Origin of the sequence: Tunturibacter gelidoferens (assembly GCF_040358255.1) — a bacterium.
Lineage (GTDB): Bacteria > Acidobacteriota > Terriglobia > Terriglobales > Acidobacteriaceae > Edaphobacter > Edaphobacter gelidiferens.
Window position 1 is genome coordinate 2,308,818 of the sequence record NZ_CP132938.1, and the last position, 16,392, is coordinate 2,325,209.

Annotated in this window: 11 protein-coding genes and 3 pseudogenes; 9 read left to right on the top strand and 5 right to left on the bottom strand. The window is 54.9% G+C overall.

Translation table 11 applies throughout. From position 1 onward, the window contains the following. The first annotated feature begins 114 nt into the window (after positions 1 to 114). From RBB81_RS10260 to RBB81_RS10300, 9 genes and pseudogenes are all read left to right on the top strand, one after another. Positions 115 to 687: an NADPH-dependent F420 reductase gene (locus RBB81_RS10260; RefSeq protein ID WP_353073611.1), complete on the top strand. Its 573-nt coding sequence runs from the start codon at positions 115 to 117 to the stop codon at positions 685 to 687. 92 nt (positions 688 to 779) lie between these two features. Next, positions 780 to 1,488, top strand: a pseudogene (locus RBB81_RS10265) (acetoacetate decarboxylase family protein). 34 nt (positions 1,489 to 1,522) lie between these two features. Further along, positions 1,523 to 2,410, top strand: a complete 888-nt coding sequence (locus RBB81_RS10270; protein WP_353073612.1) for a sensor histidine kinase — start codon at positions 1,523 to 1,525, stop codon at positions 2,408 to 2,410. A gap of 11 nt (positions 2,411 to 2,421) precedes the next feature. After that, positions 2,422 to 2,825 (top strand): annotated as a pseudogene (locus RBB81_RS10275) (ester cyclase). Positions 2,826 to 2,972: 147 nt separating this feature from the next. Beyond that, a pseudogene (locus tag RBB81_RS10280) lies at positions 2,973 to 4,388 on the top strand (alginate export family protein). Positions 4,389 to 4,578: 190 nt separating this feature from the next. After that, positions 4,579 to 4,911, top strand: a complete 333-nt coding sequence (locus RBB81_RS10285) for a winged helix-turn-helix transcriptional regulator (protein ID WP_353073613.1) — start codon at positions 4,579 to 4,581, stop codon at positions 4,909 to 4,911. 614 nt (positions 4,912 to 5,525) lie between these two features. Further along, positions 5,526 to 6,536 (top strand): hypothetical protein, encoded by a 1,011-nt coding sequence (locus tag RBB81_RS10290; protein ID WP_353073614.1) that lies wholly within the window; start codon positions 5,526 to 5,528, stop codon positions 6,534 to 6,536. Positions 6,537 to 6,585: 49 nt separating this feature from the next. After that, positions 6,586 to 7,614 (top strand): alginate lyase family protein, encoded by a 1,029-nt coding sequence (locus tag RBB81_RS10295; RefSeq protein WP_353073615.1) that lies wholly within the window; start codon positions 6,586 to 6,588, stop codon positions 7,612 to 7,614. Positions 7,615 to 7,725: 111 nt separating this feature from the next. Continuing rightward, positions 7,726 to 8,682 carry a hypothetical protein gene (locus tag RBB81_RS10300; protein WP_353073616.1) on the top strand — a complete coding sequence of 319 codons (957 nt, stop codon included), beginning with the start codon at positions 7,726 to 7,728 and terminating at the stop codon, positions 8,680 to 8,682. A gap of 51 nt (positions 8,683 to 8,733) precedes the next feature. On the opposite strand, the gene RBB81_RS10305 is transcribed toward RBB81_RS10300, so the two are convergent. The 5 genes from RBB81_RS10305 to RBB81_RS10325 all read right to left on the bottom strand — a co-directional run bounded on the left by RBB81_RS10305 (position 8,734) and on the right by RBB81_RS10325 (position 16,177). Next, complete coding sequence (locus RBB81_RS10305; RefSeq protein WP_353073617.1) at positions 8,734 to 10,362, bottom strand: hypothetical protein; 1,629 nt, start codon at positions 10,360 to 10,362, stop codon at positions 8,734 to 8,736. Positions 10,363 to 10,695: 333 nt separating this feature from the next. After that, the gene (locus tag RBB81_RS10310; RefSeq protein WP_353073618.1) at positions 10,696 to 11,754 is read right to left on the bottom strand and encodes a cellulase family glycosylhydrolase; all 1,059 of its coding nucleotides are present in this window, start codon (positions 11,752 to 11,754) and stop codon (positions 10,696 to 10,698) included. Positions 11,755 to 11,765: 11 nt separating this feature from the next. Continuing rightward, on the bottom strand, positions 11,766 to 12,851 hold the full coding sequence (locus tag RBB81_RS10315; protein ID WP_179581850.1) for a cellulase family glycosylhydrolase: 1,086 nt from the start codon (positions 12,849 to 12,851) through the stop codon (positions 11,766 to 11,768). Between the two features lie 557 nt (positions 12,852 to 13,408). Then, positions 13,409 to 14,881: a hypothetical protein gene (locus RBB81_RS10320; protein WP_353073619.1), complete on the bottom strand. Its 1,473-nt coding sequence runs from the start codon at positions 14,879 to 14,881 to the stop codon at positions 13,409 to 13,411. Between the two features lie 213 nt (positions 14,882 to 15,094). After that, the gene (locus tag RBB81_RS10325) at positions 15,095 to 16,177 is read right to left on the bottom strand and encodes a PDDEXK nuclease domain-containing protein (protein WP_353073620.1); all 1,083 of its coding nucleotides are present in this window, start codon (positions 16,175 to 16,177) and stop codon (positions 15,095 to 15,097) included. Positions 16,178 to 16,392: the final 215 nt, after the last annotated feature.

Sequence of the window (16,392 nt, forward strand, 5' to 3'; positions counted from 1 at the left end):
TGGCGCGGCACAGCGCTTGAGTTGGAGCCGTTGCCCCAAGAATCCTCCTGCGCAGAAGCAGGAGGGCTGAGTTCAAATGGTTAGATTACTGCCTGTGTAAGGCGATCAGCTTCAATGGAAGTCATGCGACTGCATGTCGGCCATTTCGCAAGCAAGGGTATCGAAGTTTCACTGGCCAACAATCGCGGGCCTGGTTCGCTGACGGATATCGTTGGCAAGCTGGGCTCGAAGGTGAAAGCGGTCACTGTCGAGGAATCCGTCCTGGCCGACGTCGTGATCCTCGCGGTTCCGTTTCCGGCGGTACCTGATGCAGTCAGCTCGATATCCGACTGGGGAGGCCGCATCGTCATAGATGCTACGAACGCTGTCGACCTCCCAGCTTTTACTCCAACGAACCTGGGTGGGCGGTTATCCAGCAAGATCGTGGCCGAGGCTGTTTCCGGTGCGCGTGTAGTGAAGGCGTTCAATACCTTGGCGGCAGCGGCCCTAGCGAGCAATCCCGCCGAGGCTGGCGGACGGCGTGTCATCTTCATCTCCTCCGACGATGCTGATGCGATCGCTACGGTCAGCGCCCTGTGCGAGCGACTGGGCTTCTATCCCATCAATCTCGGACGGATATCTGAGTGCGGTCGTCTCCAGCAGTTTGGCGGACCTTTCTCTACGCAAAATCTAATCAGGATTGACTAACTCAAAGAGTTGGGCGATACGCAACCGCAAAGATTAGGAGATACAAGATGTCTGTGAAGGGAAAGATGAGTCGAAGCAGCTTGGGGCAAGTGATGCCGGTTCACGCCGATCCTCTCGGCTTCAAGAATGCGTCGTTCAGAGCAGTGAATCAAGTGACGTTTAGCTACCGGACGAACACCGATGCTGCAGCGGCGCTGCTGCCCACCGAATTGGAGATCGATGAGAACCCTAAGATATCCGGGATGTTCTTGTCATACGGGTTCACCAGCGTCGGTCCCTTTCGAGAGTACATTCACATCATTCACGCGCGCTTCCGGGGCGAGGAGGTCGGCTTCGTTCCGCACATCTTCATCTCGAACGAACGGGGTATGCTCGCCGGGCGGGAAAGAGAAGGCTATCCGAAGCTGCTCGGGGACATTGCAGCCGAACGTTTACGGACTGATCACGACACGGCTTTCCCGTCCCGCCGGTTTCTTGTTGGCGCAAGGGATCTTTCGCCCAAGTGAATTTTTGGGTGAGATAACTGAGGAAAATCCCACAGTGATTAGGACTCTCGGGCTGAGGGTGGTCGGGTCGGCTGTGCCTGGAGGACCGTTGTCGGTATGCGAGTTCGTACCGTCGGCGCTGGAGTTCATCGGCGGTGAGATATGGTCCGGGGAAGGTTCGTTGTTATTTACGGGCGCTTCGGAATTCAGCGCCTTGCACCGATTGCCTATTGTTGGAAATGTGGAAGCCACCATCTTCTACAACTCGTCGTTCCGGCTACGTCGTCCCACAGAAACCTATCCGTTTAGCGCTTGAGGAACATGCCCGTCCTAGGACGGCGGAGGTAGCGATGAGCAGGATTGCCCATGACCGCATGTACGCTCTCGGCGAAACCGGGCTCATTGCTCAGGTCGCGGACAGCCGCAGTGACGCTGTCTCCGCGCCGCGGAGCTTCATTGGTTATCAACCTGCCCGTCTTACCGGTTGCACCAAACGCAACAATCCCACCGACAGGGGTTCAGTGGCTGAGCTGTCAGCTTCGATCGCTCATCAACTCAGCCAACCTCTGACGTCGATGCTCGCGAATGCCCAAGCCGCAAAGCGCTGGTTAGTGGCCGGACCCAGTCTGAGGGAGGCCATCGCATCCGTTGATCGGATAGTGATCGATGCTCGCACCGCCGGTGAGACGATGCAGCGGATTCAGGCGCTCTTCAAACAAGAGCCTTTAGATAGAAGAGCAGCCAACATCCCAGATGTGATCAATGAAGCAGTTCGTTTGGTTCTGGAGGATCCCCGCAAGCGTGAAGTATCGACCCGATGCTGCTTCGGGGAGAATCTACCCGAAGTTTGGGTAGACCCACTCGCAATTCAGGAGCTCTTCATTAACGTGATTTCGAATGCCATCGAAGCGCTAGAAAACAATAGAGAAACTGCTCTCGTTGAAATCCATGCAGATGTAAATGATGCGAACGAGATGATCATACAAGTGATCGACAACGGGTCTGGTATCGGCGAAACAGACAAGATCTTCGATGCTTTTGTGACCTCAAAAAAAAGCGGGCTAGGGATCGGTTTGGCTCTGTCCCGCTCGATCGCCGAAGCGCACGGCGGGCGCCTCTGGGCTGAGAATAACCCGAGTGGCGGCGCGACATTTTCTTTGACCGTACCCCTAAGCTCCGCACATCTTCATCTTGAACGAACGGGGATGCTCGCTGGTCGGGAAAGAGAAGGCAATTGAAGGAGAACAATATGTCGTCATCGATAGAAGAGAACAAAGCACTCATACGCAGCTTTTTCAACGCCATTGAAAGCGGCAACCTCCAGGTCCTGGACGAGATCGTCGCGGAAGGCTACGACGATCATCTGCCTGGGCAGACTCCAGGACGAGAGATCCTCAAAAAATACTTCGCCACACTTCGCTCTGCGTTTCCGGATTTGACGCTGCCGATTTCGGCGATTGTGGTGAGGGTGACCGCGTCGCTGTCCTGAACTCCATTCGAGGGACGCACAAGGGAGAATTCATTGGCCTCAAGCCCTCTGGCAGAAGCATCGACGCGATGGCCTTTCAACTCTACCGAATCGAAAACGGACAGCTCGCAGAGCATTGGGAAGTCGCGGACTTCGCGCTGCTCATGCGTCAGCTTCAGGGTTGATTCTGCGCTGGCGTACAAGGGTGTTGCCTGAGAGTAGCTTCGCTTGCCGACCGAAGCGTTTCGCATTGAAAAGGCCGAAAGAAGAGGATGTTGCAGACCATCACAAAGAGATCATCAATTGCGTCGCGATCGCTGGGGAGGCTCAAGATGATCTTCTTTGCCTGTGCAGGTCTAAGCGTTCTCCTGCCGCTTACAAGTCGCGTGTTTGCTCAATCGCCATGTCCTGACAATCTTCAGCCGTATGCACTGCTCCGGCAGGACGAAGACTACCGATATCTCAGCAATCCAACGTGTCGGCACGACGATTGGGATCGACTCAAGTACGTACCACTCGGAGCGAACGAGGATAGGTATCTCACCTTTGGCGGCGAGATTCGAGAATGGCATGAGGGCTTCCGCAACGCGACCTGGGGTCTCGGCACTCAAGACGACAACGGCTATCTTTTGCAGCGCCTGTCAATATACGCCGATATCCATGCGGCACCTCGCCTTCGGTTCTTTGTGCAACTCACCAGTGCTATCGAAGCGGGGCGGAGTGGCGGCCCGAGACCAGTGACCGATGAATCGAAGCTATTTTTTTAAGAGGGATTCGCCGATATTGCCCTCTCGAAGACAAGCGATGAATCGGCGGTATTACGTCTTGGACGGCAGGAGTTCGAGTTTGGTTCCGGACGCTTCGTTGACGTCAGAGAGGGGCCTAATGTCCGTCAGGCATTCGATGGCGCTTCGTTGAAATGGAAGACATCCGCCTGGACCGTCGACGGGCTCGCTGCAAAGCCCGTACTGAACGGCAACGGCGTTCTTGATGCACCTCCGAATCACGGCTCTACCTTTTGGGGCGTGTATGCTGTCCATCCTTTGCCCGAAATCAAGGGCGGAAACATCGATCTTTACTATCTAGGGCTCGCTCGGAAAAATGCGCCGTTCGAAAAAGGTTCCCAGAACGAGTTGCGCCATACGGTAGGCGGAAGATTCTGGGGCGGACGAAACGGCTGGAGTTACAACAGCGAAACCATGTTCCAATGGGGGTCGTTTGGCCCCAATGGCATACGTGCCTGGGCCACCACCCACGACACCGCATACACCTTTCGATCCGCTGCGCTCCACCTTCAGATTGGAGCCACGGCAGGCATCGCCAGCGGTAACCGCGGAGGTTCTACATCCCCGCTTGGAACATTCAACCCACTGTTCCCCACGGGCTTTTATTTTGGTCAGGGTGGCATCAGTTTGCTCGGCCCATCGAATCTCTTTGAAACCGGCCCCCACATAACCTTGCAGTTCACCAGATCGCTCAGCCTGGTTGCAGACGACCATACTTTTTGGCGGACCAGCCTCCAAGACGGCGTGTATGGACTCGGCGTCAATCTACTGGTTCCTGGACAAGGTAATTCTGGGCGCTATATAGGGAATCAGCCGTCGGTCGGGGTGTACTGGAACGCGAGCCATCATCTTTCAGTATCCACCGCCTACGGCCATTTTTTCGTTGGTTCGTTTTTGACGCAGGCGTCGCCACCAGGCAAGGTTGTGGATTATGCCGCTGTATGGGCGACGTATAAGTTTTAGTTGTTTTTTGATTCCCCTAACGACGAAGCCCCTATCTTCGATGTCTTAGGTCGGCTGGTACATGACTCGGGAACGAGGGGCCAATTCGCTGTTACCGCACGGGCGCGTTGAGGTTGTGCAATGACTTAGCTCAGCGAATCCGAAACGGAATCGGGACGTGAGCACGCTAACCTACCGAGGAGACGTCCCAATGCCTGCATACGACGCAGAATGCCTGGATCAAGTTGCGCGCACCATGGAGGTCTTACGAGGAAAATGGACCGTGCAAATTCTTTGTGCGCTGCTCTCCGGTCCAGTTCGTCTCAGTCAATTGAGGCGGCTAATACCAACGGCGTCCAAGAAGGCCCTAACCGCGAACCTTAGATCTCTTGAAAAAATGCAGCTGATCTTCCGCCGAGATTTGAGCAATTCCGTTCTTCATGTTGAGTATGAAATCGCTGAGCCTGCACGAGCACCTCTGGCGGCGCTCGTCGGTCAGCTTGCTGGGTTTCCGAAGTATCTACCTTCTCTCGCTAATGATTAGCAATGCCACAGGTTTCCGGTGCTAATGGCTCTTCGTGCAGTCAATCTGAGTTGAATAAGTGAGTTGGCCTGATATCGCCAATTGAGACTCAACAAGATCTGTCAGTAAACACAAGCCGGCTTCACAGAACCAATTGGCGACCTCTGCCTGTACACGGCAGAGTTTATGAAGGAGATTTTGGCTGTTCCTCAGATTTAGGGTGCCGAAAGACGCCAAGATAGCTAACGTACAACCAGGTGCCAGCCCGAACGAGCCGATCAAAGGCGATTCAGTGTTCACGCGACTGTGAATTTGGTTCAGCGGAACTTTACCATGACACTCGGGTCTAGTCGGATGTTGTCGCTTTGATTTCCGTCTCTTGATGTCTGCTTGTTTTTCTCCTGCCACTGTTCGGTGAACAGGATTGTCATTCAATAATCAGCAGCCTGATGACATTGGCACCAATGAGCTTTGGACGAAGGAGTTTCATGAGCCGCAGACGATACAGCTATGTTTTGAGCACCCTCTTTGTTCTCGTTTTCGGAATCTGTCGGCCCGAAAACGCCCAGCAGGTCGAATCGGTTGGGACGAAGTCTGGTCTCTATCCTCTGAACGATGCGATCTCGAAGGGTGTTGTGAACACGCGGATGAGCCTGTTCAGCGCGACCGACCAAAAACATGTTCTCGATACAATCCAGAATCTCGATCCGGGCATGATCTACGCCACATACGTGGGGGTGTGGGGCACAATCCGGCAGCAGGACCTGAATTCCGCTGAACAGCTAGCCAGCAAGCTGCGTCAGCTTCTACCGCAGACCATTCTCGGCGGAGGTGTTAATGAGTCTGTCTCTCTTTCCATTCCGGCCCAGACCTTAATGTGCGGTGGGCAACTCGGGACAAAGACGTTTGCGCCCGCAGCAATGATCGATCCTAAACAGCGCGTTCTAGGCGATACGGCGTGGCTTGATCTAGCCAATCCCGTCGCGCGCGATTATTACGTCTGCGTGGGGATGGAGTTGATAGACCGCGGTTATACCCTGATCGGATTTCCAGAACACGAAAATGTGATCGCTCATGCTTCCTCGAAACCGGAAGCGGTGAGAAATTTCGTATCGCTGCTGGAAACGTTGCGACACTATGGAGCCGAAAAGGGTGAGCGGATCTATTTTTCCGGCGATCCAGCCACGGATGACACTGTAAAAGAGATCGACTTCTATTACGTACCTTCTCGTTTCTATCACCTGACGTTTGCACAGAAATACCAGAACAAGATCGCTCGACCCGGAATTGGCGTCGGCTATTCCTATAGCCTCTCACCTGCACGTGCACAAGACGTTTTGGCTGCTGCCCCTCGCAATGCTCATGTCTTTTTTTACGTGGATAACTGGGATGCGAATCAAGACGATCTTCGTCGGTTCATGGAGCTTGACCCCAGCAACCGGCGCTATCTGCTGACCACGAGTGCCCAGACAGCGCACAAGTACGGCGCTTACTTCATTCCGCCTATGTTGCATTGCGTCGACTGCATTCCGGCGAAGGTGGTGGGAGACAAGTGTGAGATACGGCCCGACGGAAAGACTGAGTATGATGCTGTGACCTGCGGGGACATCGCTGCGATCAAAGAGACATTTACCACCCAGGAATAACCCGAAATAGAAGCCCAGTAGCCAAAGTTCTGAGAGGAATTGAAAGATAATGAAGTACGTCACACTGTTTTTGGCCCTAGCCCTTTCTCCTTCCATCAAGGCGCAGTCTGCAGCTCCATGTCCAAGCTATCCTCCAGTGTTGAACGTCAGCGGGCCAGAATTCTACTCCGACTCAAAAGGATCGGAGGTCGACCCGACGAAAGAGGCGGAGCTCAGCAAAGATCGAGAACCGATCAATAATTTTCTCTCGTACGAAACTCAGTCACTGGATGGTGCACCATCATGGAGCAAGATGAGGGGTTTATCTCCAATATGCGCCAATCTTCTGCTGGAAGGGTGGGCTGCCGCCGGTGCAATGGCAACGACCGTCGATGCACACGGCAAGTACAGCCGCGAAGGCGGCGTCGATAAAGGCGAATTCACGCGTGGCATGGTGATGCTGACGATCAAAATGAAGGCCAGTGGTATGCCATTGGGGCCGGATGTCCTGCCATGGCTTGGACACCTGGTTGGCGACAAGATCAAGGGGGATCGCGAGCATATCGCGCAAGGAAACAAAGAAGGCAACCTCTATTACGAGGATGGCGCGACCGCGGCAGCGTATGCCTTGTTGACACATGACAAGAATGCATTCGATTTTCAAAACGAAGTCTGGCAATACTTTCTTGCTTCGGTCCATGACGATGGATATCTGGACTCGGAACTCTCGCGAGGTTCCCGGGCACTCATTTACCAAAATCGAGCGCTCTCCATGCTGCTGGCCTTGCGCGAAATCCGGAGTGCGCTGCATATCTCGGAGACGACAGAAGATCGTGCCAAACTGAAATCGTTGTCTAATCTCGTCGGACATTCTATTTGCCATCCAGAAGAGATGGCCGCGCGTGCCGGTGTGGCAAGCGAGGAGTCGATGGGCGATTGGGGATATCGCGTTCAGCAAGCATACGGCGCGGACCTTTTGAACAAGGACTGGCAGACCTGCGGCATCAAGGCGAACAACCTGGTCGATCTGAATGGAGGCGGCGATTTGAACAAGATGCGTCAGGCCCTGATCGTCCTCGCACAGCGTCAGGGAAGGTGACGAAATTCCATGACAATGACACCCTTACTCCTCCTCGAATTCTTTCTCCAACGTTATCGAATCAAACGTCTCATTTCAGCGTGTATCTTGTTGTTTGTTTCCGGAAGCTCGATGTGTATCGCCCAACTTCAAGCAGAGTCAAGCCAGACGGCCAGGCAAAGCTCCCAGCCTGCCAATACTGAAGATGAGGTCTGGATTTCGCCGAACGATCCGACACACGGTGGTGCCACAGACTTCTGGGACATGTTCCAGCCGGGTGCTGATTGGGCACACGCCGAACATCACGTTCGCGTCGTTGGGATCGCGCAGAACCTCGTAACCAACGGGCCGGCAGATAAGCTCAAGGCCTTTTACGCCTTTCTCAAGGCGAATCACATCAAGCTTGCCGTTGGCATTGGAATGTTGACCTGGTCAGATCGATGCGGGAAGCACATTGAGGGATATGTTCCTCCCGGAGGTTCGCGCTACGTCGCCGACCGTATCAAGGCACTTGGAGGAGAACTCAGCTACATCGATGTTGACGAAGCTCTTTGGTTCGGTCGTTATTTTGGCGGCGCAGGGGCCTGTCACAGCGCAGCTAGCGCTCTGGCGACTGACGTTGCCGCTAACTTCAAGGCGTACCAAGCTGTTTTCCCCACTGTTCGTATTGGCGACACCGAGCCACTGGGGCCACCACCCAGTGGAGATCCAACCAGCGAATGGGCCAAAAATACCCAAGCATGGATCGATGCCCTTCAAGCTGCTACCGGACAACGGCTTGCCTTCATTCATGAGGACATCACCGATTGGTCACGGCCGTTGCCAGGTTATCTACCGGCTGTCGCGAAGCTCGTTCACTCCAACCACATTCCCTTCGCCCCCATTATCATTGCCGCGTCTGGTAAAGGCCCGGATGAGACCTGGATGCGCAGCGCCGAACAGAATATCGATCTCTTGCGGAAGTCCGGCGCATGGCCCCCGGACCATCTCATGATCTCAACCTGGCATGTCTACCCAACACACAATCTCCCTGAATCATCTCCAGAGACGTTCACGCACCTCATCGACTACTACTTTCAAACGCGCTGAGAAGCCTCAAGTGACATCGCTCCAACCAATGTGGCTAGAGCGGAACGGCGTTCATCGATTTGAGCTTTTCATTAACCAATTCAACTTAATCTTTTGCCGAAACAAGACGCGTTGATAGGGACCGTGGTCAACGTCACTTCGGACGTAATAAAGATAAGGAGTGTCCGTGATCGTCATAAAGTTCGAATCTGTCGATCTCGGATCAATCAGAGAAAAGTACGCATAAGACCAATTGCCTTCAGGCTCCCGCCGGAGCATCTGGTTCATAGTCAGAGCGAGTGCGGGCTTGCTCCAGTGCACAAAGTCCGGCGATGTCGTGAAGTACACCCCCGGGGGACCATACGCGGTCTCTACTGGCGTGAACTGTGTCCCAATAAACAGATGCGTTGCCGGGTAGTAGTTGAATCCTGTTAAGAACTCGATATTCGGCGCTTGGGGGCAGAGATGCGCTGAGGAATTCGCTATCGGGCCGCGATACGGATCTGCGAAGGCTACATTGAATCCTTTGCCATCCCAACCCCGCCACGAGGATGGATCGAGAATATTCGCCGTGCGAACCGGGCAGGTGCCTCCGGGATTCAGACACGGCTTCTGACCTTTTCCGCTGCCGCAGTTGGGCGGCCACGGCCATCCACTCATCGCTGTGTAATACCAGTTGCCAACCTTGACGATGTTGGCGTCGACGCTGACACCTTCTGGCCCCTGATTGACCTGATACTTGTATGGAAGGCTCAAAAAATAGTTCTCCGGCGGCTTAGGACGAGCGAAGTGATAGCCGCCGTCTTCCGACAGATTGAATGTCTGCACGTTATACCAGCAGGTAATGGTGTCCGTCTTACCTGCACACTGGCTATGTTCCCAGCCGTGGTATTCCATATGCCCCAGCGCCACAATCTGCTTACCATCCACGTTGTAGAAAGAATTCAACCAGGTGTAATCGCTAAAGTCTGCGATATTTCCGTCCTTCGGGGATTGATAGACAACCTGACAGTTATGCTTCACGGTCTCAAGCGTTGCCCCAAGCCCAGCACGTGTCACATAGTGTGAAGCGATCAGATGGATCGTTCCTCTATAGTCGCGGAAGGCTCGGGCCGCGGCATCCGGAATATCGATTTGCTCGCAAGAGTCCTTCCTGGTGTCGAAAGCCGCGACGGCAGGACCATCGAGAAAGTCTGGCGTAGGCGGATCTGGTGGCCATCTGGGAGCAGGTAGCTTGAAATTCCCCGACCCGGCAAGCAGGGTGTTCTCCACGTTGCCCGCGATAGCGATTCCATGTGCAAAGAGCGCTTTGCTCTGAAAGCTCCTAAGGAGTTGGTTGGGCAACGCGATTCGAAACCTGTGTCGGCCCCCATCTGCGTCGTGGCACTCATGGTCTACGGCCGGTTCGTTTGGTAGGTTTGCTGCGTCTGCGGTGACAAATGTTCCCGGTGGCTTGTCGTTTGCGCCGTGACCAGCGTAAATATGAACGTCGATGGAGCCCCGCTGCCCCTCTTGGCACGCCCATCCGTGAACGTAATACTGGTCTCCCTCAAATCCAACCCCATCGATAACTCCAGTCACTGGCCCTGCATGAACGTTCTGAGCCTGCATCGCGGGAGAGTTGAACGCAAAATGAATCCCTACGATCGCAACAGCAATAAACAGCCGATACAGCTTCAACTTGCGTGCAGCAACATGCATAGCAGCGCCTCGGTTTCTACGAACGGCATGAATCGAAATCGGCCCATCGCACCCTTCAATCATCACAGGCTTGCGAAAAGCTCAGTAATGAAGACCCTAAAAGCACACCAGAGTTTCCAGCCAAATGCTGCAACTCGGGCAGAGTGTGCTCGAACGGCTTCTTGGCGTCGCAATCCTCACCTGACGATAGATCGCCGATCCACTCATCAAAGTAGGCTTCATCTTTGCGAGCATGTTGATGGAATTGAGGAAGACCGCTGCTCGTGCACGGCATAGGTTCTGTCTGAGAATCACTGCTATCTTTCAAGATAGTGAGGCAGAAGGCTGATCCTTTTAGTCGTTTGGGAACCTGGCCAACAGGCTGCCACCGCCGGATTCCGATCCGTCCTTGCAATCCTGGAAGGATGTATAGTCTGTCGGCTGATAACTGGTATGGTCTTTGACCAGCTTTGCGGATGTATCGATGGACCAGCCAAGCACGCCCACATGCAGCGATGCCAGCAACCGCATGAGCGCAAGCGATAGCTCTGGTGTGCTGGGGCCAGCGCAGCCGCCGTTGGGCGTTGCGTTCCACTCCGTCGTGATCATGGGAACCTGCGCGGCGCTCAGGCTGAAGTGTTTGCGCCAGTATTCCTGCGGGTCGAGATGAGCTTCGTTGCGCATGGGGTCGAGGTAGGGATGGACGGCCATTGCCATGCGATTGGGCAGGCGATCATGGACCAGAGGAAAGAGATCGTTGGTCCACTGCGCATAGCCCAGGCCATCCAGAAGCAGGATGTTCGTCGCGCCCAGCGAACGCACTTCATCGATGAGCGCTTGCATATCCTGCGCCCAGATCTGGTGGCTGCCTGCCTTGTTCCAATCCAGCTTAGGCTCGTTGAATAGCTCGAACATAACTCCCGGATCATGGACAAATCCAGGCGCCAGCGACTGCCACGCGCGCGTTGTGCCATCGTCCGGCATGCCCGCCATGTTCTGCAGTCCGCCACTATCTCCCCAACTCATCGAGCAGATGACGACAAAACCGGCTGCGCGCGCCTGCTTGATGGCTCCAGTCAGCTCGGTCAAATATGCGCGGTCGTAGATGGAGGAGTGGGGATCAAGCGCGGCCTGACTGATCTGGAAGCGAATCACGCTGCCTCCCAGAACGCTCTTGATCGCGGCAAACTCAGCAGGGCACCACCATTCCCGCCCCGGATTGTTGCTCTCATCATTCATCCACTTGGGGGCGGACGGAATAAACTTCGGCCGAACAAAAGCGGCGACGTTAACACCCTTGGGCAGCCAGGGCTTGCCATCCAGATAGAAGTCCTTGCCTTTGATCGTGACGTCTTGGACAGCCACGGCAGGAAGAGAAAATAGTAAGGACACAAGGAGCGCAACATATCTCATCACGTTTTTCCTCAGTTGTTTGGGAAGTTGGCGAGCAGCTTGCCGGCACCGGAGAAGACCGGAGGCGTCGGCTGACCTTTGGGCGTGTGCGGGCACCCATGCCAGTTCTGGTAATCGGTTGGCTCAAAGTGCAAATGATCCTTCACCAGCTTTCCATGATCGGAATCGATGGCCCAGCCAACCAGTCCGATATGTAGCCGTTGCAGATAGCGCACTAACGCTAGAGCAATCTCCGGCGTTCGATCATCCACGCAACCATTGGTGTCGGTGGCGTTCCACTCGGTGGCGAGGATCGGATACCTGCCAGCATCCTTGCCAAAATGATTTTCAAAGTACGTCTCGGGTGGCGTGGATGGCTCCTTGCTCAAGCCGTTGAAATAGGGATGGACGGCCATCGCAAGACGGTTGGGGATGGAATCGTGCAAGAGAGGAAACAGCCCGTTGGTCGATTGACTGAAACTCAGGCCGTCCGCCAACAGGATATTCCTGGCTCCCATACTCCGGAACATGTCGATCAGGGTCTGCATCTCGCCTGCCCACTCCTTGCGTCCCTGATCCCAGTTGTCCCGGCAGGGCTCGTTGAACAGTTCGAAGATCACCCCCGGATCGTTGATGAGCGAAGGTGCAAGCGCCTTCCAGGCCCGCGCCGTACTGTCGCTCGGCATGCAAGGCAGATTGGGGATGCCGTTCTCGGCCTGCGCGTCCATAGACACAACGAGGACGAAACCGGCATCTCTCGCCTCCTTGAACCCCGCAAGCACTTCGTCACGGTAGGCCGCCGAATAGATCGGCGATTGCGGATCCAGCCCCGGCTGACTGACAGTAAAACGGATCATCTTGCTGCCAAAGACCGTCTTGATTGCACTCATTTCGGCAGGTCCCCAATCACTGCGCACTTGCTTCGCCAGCTGTTGCAACGAGGCAGACTCATAATTTCCAATGGGGCGATTGAACGCCTCAACGTCGATGCCCTTCGGCAACCACGGCTTGCCGTCCAGATAAAACTCTCTGCCCTTAAGAGTGACATCCTCGGATGCAAGGACGGTTGGCGGAACCAGAAATGCTAGGACTGCAACCAAGCGTCTGCGCTTCTTCATGAACCCAAAATCTCCTCTGAACTTCGATGAGCCGAAGATTGCCTTTTACAACCCTTATAGCAAAGAAGAAGTTGCGGTCATCTCGTCCATGCCATCAGGGAGTGTACCCGACGCACAATCTCCCTGAATCATCTCCAGAAGCGTTTACGCACCTCATCGACTACTACTTTCAAGGGCTGTACGGTATCCACTAGGCGGGTTCTCTACACTGAAGTGAACTTAAATCAGTGTCAAGTCGCCGATGCTTGGTTCCAAGCTGTTCGGTCATGGAAACGTGGTGCGCCCTGTTTGCGGCATTGTAGAATCGACTCAGTATTCGCCGCCCCGGGACGTTCATCATACACAGTGAGCATTATGGAGTTCCGTAACGGCAAGGTCGTGCATGAGGCACAGTATTTCGCGGATAGATCTCTTCAAGGCGCCGCCTTGGCGGAGCCAATGGGTTCAGAGGATCGTGTGACGAGGAATTCAGGCGGGTCTGCCTCAGTTGGTGATAAACCACCAGCAACGAGTGTGCAAAGCCGTTTGCGCGGGGAAGTGTCACATCGCAATGCCAGTCACTGTTTGAGGTCGTAGCCGAGGAGTGCCTCGCGTTTGCCCATGCCGTTGCAGTTCTCGTCATTTGCTGCAAAGTGGGCGTGCTCGGCGTCGGAGTAGCAGCGATAAAGCGGCTGCGTGTCGGGCTGAGCTGTGGAATAGACGAATCCTGCGCTGCGCAGTCGCTGGTAGTCCTGCGTTTCGCAAACGCCCTTTTGAATGAGAATGCGGTCGGGATGACCGAGCGACCTACTGAGACATTCTTCGAGCTCAACGGTGGGTTTGGCAGGATCTGCCGCAGTCATCATGTAGCCAAGCTGGGCGACAAGGCGGTAAGAAGTGTAGTTGCCAGGCACGGGAGCAATGGTGGTCCAATGGTCATGGTGGGTCGCGTCGTACCAGTGCGTGAGCATTTCAGCCACTACGGGTTCGCTCGGTGAGCGGGACCAGGAGATATCGACCGGACGGAAAATCAGATAGCGCTTGTCGAAGCCCTCGCCAGGGTTAAGGTACATGTAAGCGAGTAGCCAATGGTCACCGAGCTGATTAAGACGAGTTTGTGCGTCGATGACAACAGGATAAGAGACAAGTTCCAGGCCGTCTTTGCGCCCCCAGTCGCCACCCGCAGTTAACATGAGAGGTTGAGAAAAAGCTGGCTTGAAGTGCAGGCGATCCGCGGACACCTGAAGCCCCATGCCTCCGTGGGCCCAGTTGAGACTGATGGTCTGATGCGTTGTGGTCCAATAAGCGACGCCCAGCCCATCGACGGGGCTTGATTTGCCACCAACTCCCGGCTCGGACCAGGCGCCGTTGAAAAACTTCTTCCACTGGCCGGGGCCGGGGTTGGTGGAAGGCGCACGCGCAATGAACGTGTAACCGCCATTCCAGGATTGCCCGCCGTTGCGAAGGCAATACGCATAGTCATAACCGTCCTGCCCCTTCACTGTGGCAGGACAACTATCACCTGTACTTTTACCGGCGGCGGGCGGGTCAGTACCAGCGATGACCGGTCCTTCAATCTTCCAGGTAAGCCCATAGTCGGCGGAGGTAGCAATGGTCATGGAGGAATGTGTCTGGCCCTTTGCGTAGTTGCAGGCGGTTTCATTGTGAACCCAGCCGTACAGTGTCTTGCCTTCGAGTTCGACGTGCTGGGTCCATTGACCGCAAGAGGATGGGCTGCCCGGTAGCCCCGGTTTCAGGACTTTGACCCCTGGGCTGCTCATTTCGTAGGGATGATGGCCGTCAACCGCCCATGTATCTCCAGTTCCTGTAAAGCCGCGAAAGCGCCCATCGGGAAGTCGGGTTTCCGTAAACCAATTGTCAGCGACATCGCCAGAGGGCCCACGAGCAACCAGAGGCGTTCCCACGCGGACCCGAATCTTGTCATTCACACCTGCGACAATCTCCTGCGCGCGCACCGGTACGGGCAGGAGTGCGAGAACCGCCAAGGTTCCAAGAAGAGCGTGAATCGCATTTTGCTCTTTCTTCTTCATGAGCTTGCTTAGACCCGATGGAGTGAAGTAAGTTTTTGCGCCGTATGTAAAGCCTAGGTGAAAGGAGATGTGATGTATACGCAGGCCGACGGGCGCAACTTGGATGTAAGCGGGCCGTCACTCTCAAATGACGCATCATCGCCAATGCACTCACCAAAGAGCTGAATGGTACCAAGATGTCGTAAACATCGGTTAGGATAGTGCCCACAATTCTCAGGTGCTATCAGATTGGATACGACTCATACGCCGCTCTTCCAACTGCACCCGAGATTTCTTCAATTCGTTGGCAATCACCTTTTCATCAGGGAGCACCATCTGGTATTCGGCGGCGAGAACTTTATTGGGTAGACTGTCGAGAGCATAATGAGCCTCCGCTGTGCCCTTTTCTGCACAAAGAATCAATCCCACCGGAGGGTTCTCTCCCTCTTTCATCCAGTGCTCGCGTGCGTAGTTCAAGTAGAGGTGCATCTGTCCGGCATCCGCGTAGCTGAACCTGCCCACTTTGAGATCGATGACAACCAAGCAACGGAGCCGACGATGGAAGAAAAGGAGATCTATTCGGAACCAGGTGTCGTCAATGCGAAGCCTCTTCTGCCTGCCCAGAAACGCGAAGTCGTCTCCTAGTTCTAGCAGGAAATCGGTGAGGTGTTGGATGAGCGCCGCTTCAAGGTCCGTCTCAGAATACTCGTCCTTGAGGCCAAGGAATTCGAGCACGAACGGATCTTTGATGGCTTGCTCAGGTGTAACGGTATCGCCGGATGCGGCGGTCTCCGCCTTTTGAAGCATGGCGGCCTTGTTTTTAGAAAGTGCGATGCGTTCGTAAAACTGGCTGCCAATCTGCCGGTCGAGCTGACGAATTGACCAGCCGGAACGAAGAGCTTCGGTCTCGTAGAACGCACGAGTCTCCAGATTCCGCACCGAGAGCAGCCGGACGTATGCCGACCAGGGTAAAGGGAACTTTTGAGCCAGTTCAGGAAGAGGGACAGATTTTGCAGACGGTGTCTGCAAAATCTTCGAGGCGGGCCAAGCGAGGAAGAACGCCCGCATTTGTGTGCGGTTGCGCCACCCAAAGCCCCGCCCGAAACGTGGCTCCAGATCTTCGGCGAGTTGCTTGATAAGGGCCTCGCCGTATTCCGCCCGCTCCTGCCCCTGTTGTTCGGATTCCACGATGCGGCGTCCGATCTCCCAATAGGCGGCAGTCATCAGTGCATTCACGCTTCGAGCGGAAGCGGTTCTGGCAGCCTGGAGCAGTGCGACAATATCGTTACGGATTTCGCCGTATTGGAGGGTGTCCATGTCGTCTCTAAGGTTACGTTCTGTCCATCGGTGAATGGAAATGATGGTGAGCTGCTCCCGCCACAAGCGCAGCCCACGGCCCGAAAAGTTTGTGTCAAAGTTTGTGTCAAAGGCCGCCCAGAAGGCCGGTTTTGCCGGTTTATAACTGCTTTACCGTCAATAACTTATGGTTTTGCCATTTCCATGGCATGGAAGAGGAACCAAGCAAAACCAGT